5 protein-coding genes are annotated in these 4,675 nt (G+C 72.6%); 3 read left to right on the top strand and 2 right to left on the bottom strand.

Annotated features, from left to right (window positions below):
- Positions 1-69 precede the first annotated feature (69 nt).
- The gene (locus tag ACWEVN_RS46660; protein ID WP_452055557.1) at positions 70-1,569 is read right to left on the bottom strand and encodes a leucyl aminopeptidase; all 1,500 of its coding nucleotides are present in this window, start codon (positions 1,567-1,569) and stop codon (positions 70-72) included.
- Positions 1,570-1,680: 111 nt separating this feature from the next.
- Here ACWEVN_RS46660 and ACWEVN_RS46655 point away from each other — a divergent pair, with 111 nt between their 5' ends.
- Positions 1,681-2,526 (top strand): hypothetical protein, encoded by an 846-nt coding sequence (locus tag ACWEVN_RS46655; RefSeq protein ID WP_452055556.1) that lies wholly within the window; start codon positions 1,681-1,683, stop codon positions 2,524-2,526.
- Positions 2,519-3,181 carry a DUF402 domain-containing protein gene (locus ACWEVN_RS46650; protein ID WP_452055555.1) on the top strand — a complete coding sequence of 221 codons (663 nt, stop codon included), beginning with the start codon at positions 2,519-2,521 and terminating at the stop codon, positions 3,179-3,181. Before ACWEVN_RS46655 ends, ACWEVN_RS46650 begins: the two co-directional genes overlap by 8 nt.
- On the opposite strand, the gene ACWEVN_RS46645 is transcribed toward ACWEVN_RS46650, so the two are convergent.
- The gene (locus ACWEVN_RS46645; protein ID WP_310977120.1) at positions 3,138-3,437 is read right to left on the bottom strand and encodes a hypothetical protein; all 300 of its coding nucleotides are present in this window, start codon (positions 3,435-3,437) and stop codon (positions 3,138-3,140) included. The two genes, ACWEVN_RS46650 and ACWEVN_RS46645, sit on opposite strands and share 44 nt — an antisense overlap.
- A 97-nt stretch (positions 3,438-3,534) precedes the next feature.
- Here ACWEVN_RS46645 and ACWEVN_RS46640 point away from each other — a divergent pair, with 97 nt between their 5' ends.
- Positions 3,535-4,638, top strand: coding sequence for a branched-chain amino acid aminotransferase (locus ACWEVN_RS46640; protein ID WP_449688011.1), 1,104 nt, complete (start codon positions 3,535-3,537; stop codon positions 4,636-4,638).
- Positions 4,639-4,675 lie beyond the last annotated feature (37 nt).

The following is a 4,675-nucleotide window of genomic DNA, read 5'->3' as shown; positions in this document are numbered from 1 at the left end:
GTCAGACGCACCGAACGCCACATTGGGTGCGTTGGACGCAACCAACGCCACATTGGGGCGCTTTGGGGCTCAGCCGTTGGCGGCGATGTCCGCGAGGACCGCGGCGATCGAGCGGACCGGGACGCCGGTGCCGCCCTTGCCGGTGTAGCCCCACGGGCCGCTGGTGTTGAACGACGGGCCCGCGATGTCGATGTGGACCCAGTCGAGGCCGTCGGCGACGAACTCGCGCAGGAAGATGCCGGCGGCGAGCATGCCGCCCCAGCGGTGGCCGGTCACGTTGGCGAGGTCGGCCAGGCGCGAGTCGAGGTCGGCGCGCAGTTCCTCCGGCAGCGGCATGGCCCAGCCGTTCTCGCCGGTGGCCTGCATGATCGCGGCGACGCGGTCGCGGAAGTCGTCCGAGCCCATCACGCCGGCGGTGCGGTTGCCGAGCGCGACGACCTGGGCGCCGGTCAGCGTCGAGGTCTCGATCAGGTAGTCCGGGTTCTCCTCGGCCGCGCGGACCATGGCGTCGACCAGGACCAGCCGGCCCTCGGCGTCGGTGTTGAGGACCTCGACGGTCTTGCCGCCGTACATGGTCAGCACGTCACCCGGGCGGTACGACGTCCCGGACGGCAGGTTCTCCGCCAGCGGGATGTGCGCGACGACTTCCAGCGGGTACTTCAGCTTCGCGGCCAGCACGACCGAGGCGAGCACGCCGGCGGCGCCGGACATGTCCGAGGTCATGTGGTCCATGTTCGCGGCGGGCTTGAGCGAGATGCCGCCCGAGTCGAACGTGATGCCCTTGCCGACCAGTGCGACCTTCTTGGCGGCCTTGGCCGGCTTGTAGCCGATGCGCACCAGGCGCGGCTGGCGGGACGAGCCGCCGCCGACGCCGAGGATGCCGCCGAAGCCCTTGCGCTTGAGGGCCTTTTCGTCGAGCACCTCGAACTCGAGGCCGTTGTCCTCGGCCAGCTTCTTCGCGCGGTCGGCGAAGGAGGCCGGGTAGAGGTCGTTCGGCGGGGTGTTGATCAGGTCGCGGGCGACGATGACGGCCTCGGCGATGGTGCCGGCCGCCTTCAGGGTCGCCTTGTGCTCGCGGGCGGTGCCGCCGGCCGGGCTCGCGAAGTCGGCCTTGGCCAGCGGGGCGTCGCCCTTCTCCGAGCGGTAGTCGGTGAAGACGTAGGAGCCGAGGACAAGGCCCTCGACGGCGGCCTGCAGGTCGAGCTCGGACAGCGTCACGAACGCGCGGTCGGTGCCGGCCAGCGCGCGGCCGGCGGCGCCCGCGGCGCGGCGGACCTGCTCGGGGGTGATGGCGTCGCCCGCCTTGCCCAGGCCGACGGCGAGCACCACGGCGGCCGGGAGCTTGCCCAGGGTCGGGACCTTGACGACCTCTTCGGCCTTGCCGCTCGCGCCGAGGGTGGCCAGCAGGCCGGCGAGCCGGCCGTCGAAGGCGGCGTCCACAGCGGCGGCGCCGGGGGCGAGCACGGGACCGTCCTCGCCGGCCACGGTGCCGACGACGACCACGTCGGCGCGCGTCTTGGCCAGTGCCTCCCCGGTGTTGTCGGACAGGGCGAGCTTGGGCACGGTCACTTCTGGCTCCTCGCGCGTTCTCGTGTGGCACCGGGCGCCGGCCCGGCCGGGATCGTGAGCCATGCTAATGACGACCTGACCACGGGTGAACACAGGGCGAGGGAGGGCCGCGTGCGGCTGGGTGGCGGGCTGCTGGTGGTGCTGGCGGCGGCAGCGGCGGGCGCGGGCTGGTGGCTGCTCGCCGGGCTCGTGCTCGCCGCGGTCGCGGCGGGCGTGACGGCGAGGGTGCCGGAACCGGGCGATGCCCTGGTCGACCGGGTGGTGGTCGCCGTCGCGCGACTGTCCGAAGTGGCCGTCTACGCGATCGCGTTCGGCGCCTACGTCGTCCCGGCGCACCGCGAACTCGCGGCCGCGGCGTTCGTGGTGGTCGTCGCCGGGGCCGGGTTCGCCGGCCTGAAGATCCCGACGATCGTCGTACGGATCACCGGCGTGCTGCTGCTCGCCGCGGGGCTCGTGCTGGTCGCGGTCTGCGTGGCCGTGCCGCCGGTGGGGACGGCGGACGCCCTCCGGCCGCCGGACTTCGCGGGCGTGCTCGTCGCCGCGGTGCTGGTGCTGCCGTTCCTGCGGCCGCGCGGACGGGAGAACCCGGGGTTGCGAGTGCTGCTGCTCGGGGCGCTCGCCGTCCTGGTCGCCTTCGCCGCGCTCTACCAGCTCGGCGCGGTGCGGCTCGGGCTGTCGCTCACCTCGCTGCGCGACCTGCTCTCCGCCGCCGACGCGGACGCGCTGCAGCCGATGCTCACGGTCGTCGCCGTGGTCGCCACCGTGGTGCCTGCCCTGGCCGCCGGGACCGACGTCCGGACGCGGCTCGGGGTGCCGGGGATCGCCGGGCTCGTCGTCGCCGCGGCGGCCGCGTACCTGCTGCCGGTGCTGCCCGTGCTGGTGATCGCGGGGCTGGTGACCGTGTTCGAGCTGCTACTGGGCGTACGCGCACGCAGGTACAGTGAGACCCGTGAGTGATCGACGCTGGCGGCCGGGGGAGACCGTGGTCGAGCGGTTCCACCGGCCCGACGGCTCGATCGGCCAGGTCCACCCGCTGCGCGTCCTCGAGGACGACGGCCGCGTCCTGCGGGCGTGGCTGCCGGCCGGAACGCCGATCGTCGGCAGCCGGCTCGCCGACGGCCGCCTGATGCGGGACGCCCCGCTGGAGCAGCGGTTCCGCATCCCGCGGGTGCCGGTCGCCGACTCCTGGCACGGCGCGTCGACGCTGCGCCGGATCCCCGAAGACGAGTGGTCGTCGGTCTGGTGGTTCTTCGACCTCGAGGGCCGGTTCAAGAACTGGTACGTCAACCTGGAGATCCCGCTGGGCCGCACGGCGGGCGCGGTCGACCGGATCGACGGCGTGCTCGACGTCGTCGTCGAGGCCGACGGCCGCTGGCGCTGGGACGACGAGGACGAAGCCGAGGCCGCCCTGGAGGTCGGCCGCCTGACGCTCGAGCAGTTCGACCGGCTGCGCGCCGAAGGCGAGCGGATCGGCGCGCTGGCCGAGCGCGGGAGCTATCCGTTCGACGGCACGGACATCGACTTCCGCCCGGACCCGGGCTGGCCGGCGCCGGAGCTGCCGCCCGGCCTCAGCCCGCGGTCAGGAGAAGGATCAGCGCCAGCACGGCGTTGACGACCGCGAGGATGACGACCGACTTCGTCGGCAGCACCTTCGGGAACGCCTTGCCGTGGATCTTCCGCCACCACACGACGCCGAAGACGCCGGCGACCAGGCCGAGGAAGCCGCCGAAGCCGCTGTCCAGCACGGCCCAGCCGACCATGCCGAGCAGGCCGACGCCGAAGGTCAGCAGCACCGCGGCGACGAACGTCTTGATGTCGGCGCCGGTGGTCTTGGGCCGGGGGACCGGCTCAGTGGAGTGGTAGGTCACGGCGTCATCCTAGAGCCGGCAGGCCGGGAGCGCGGGGACCCCGCAAACAGATGGACATCCGACTAACGCGCGTCCGAGCAAGCGGTATCGTCTAGCCATGACGACCACGACACAGTTCGCCCATCTCCCGCACCCGAGTCCTGCGAGCGCGGACCGTGTCGCGGAGGTACTCGAAACGCCCGGTTTCGGGTTGTACTTCACCGATCACATGGTCACCGTCAAGTGGTCGAAGGCCGAAGGCTGGCACGAAGCCCAGGTCGGTCCCTACGCCCCCTTCACCCTCGACCCGGCGACGTCGGTGCTGCACTACGGCCAGGCCATCTTCGAAGGTCTCAAGGCCTACCGCCAGCCGGACGGCACGATCGCGTCGTTCCGGCCGGACGCCAACGCGTCGCGGTTCCGGCAGTCGGCCGAGCGGCTCGCCATGCCGCAGCTGCCCGAAGAGGTCTTCGTGGACTCGCTGCGGGAGCTCATCGCCGTCGACGGCCGGTGGGTGCCCACCCGGCAGGGTGATTCGCTGTACCTGCGGCCGTTCATGATCTCGACGTCCACCGGGCTCGGCGTCAACAGCCCGGCCGCCGACTACGTGTACACGGTCATCGCTTCGCCGGCCGGGTCGTACTTCTCCGGCGGCGTGAAGCCGGTCAGCGTCTGGCTGTCCACCGAGTACGTCCGGGCGGCGCCCGGCGGCACCGGCGCGGCCAAGTGCGCCGGCAACTACGCGGCGTCGTTCGTGGCGCAGGCGCAGGCCGTCGAGAAGGGCTGCGACCAGGTGGTGTGGCTCGACGCGGTCGAGCGGCGCTGGGTCGAGGAGATGGGCGGGATGAACCTGTTCTTCGTCTTCGGCTCGGGCGAGAACGCCCGGGTGGTCACCCCGGAGCTGACCGGGTCGCTGCTGCCGGGCGTCACCCGCAAGTCGCTGCTGCAGCTGGCTTCGCGGCTCGGCTACAAGATCGAGGAGCGCCGCATCTCCACCGACGAGTGGGAGAAGGCGGCCGCCTCCGGCGAGCTGACCGAGACGTTCGCCTGCGGCACCGCGGCGGTGATCACGCCGGTCGGGCACGTGAAGCACGCGAACGGTGAATTCACCATCGCCGACGGGCAGCCCGGCACGTTGACGATGAAGCTGCGTGAGGAGCTGACGGGGATCCAGGAGGGCACCCGGCCCGACCCGGACCACTGGATGGTCGAGCTCGGCTGAGCGGTTCGACGGAAGCGGCCCCCGGCGTCTTGCCGGG

This window comes from Amycolatopsis sp. NPDC003861, assembly GCF_053605405.1.
The sequence above is the reverse complement of the archived record's forward strand: the minus strand, read 5'-3'. Positions and strand labels throughout refer to the sequence as shown.

Excerpts from the sequence above, each read along its gene's own strand:
- ACWEVN_RS46640 (WP_449688011.1), top strand. The coding sequence starts at position 3,535 with ATGACGACCACGACACAGTTCGCCCATCTCCCGCACCCGAGTCCTGCG.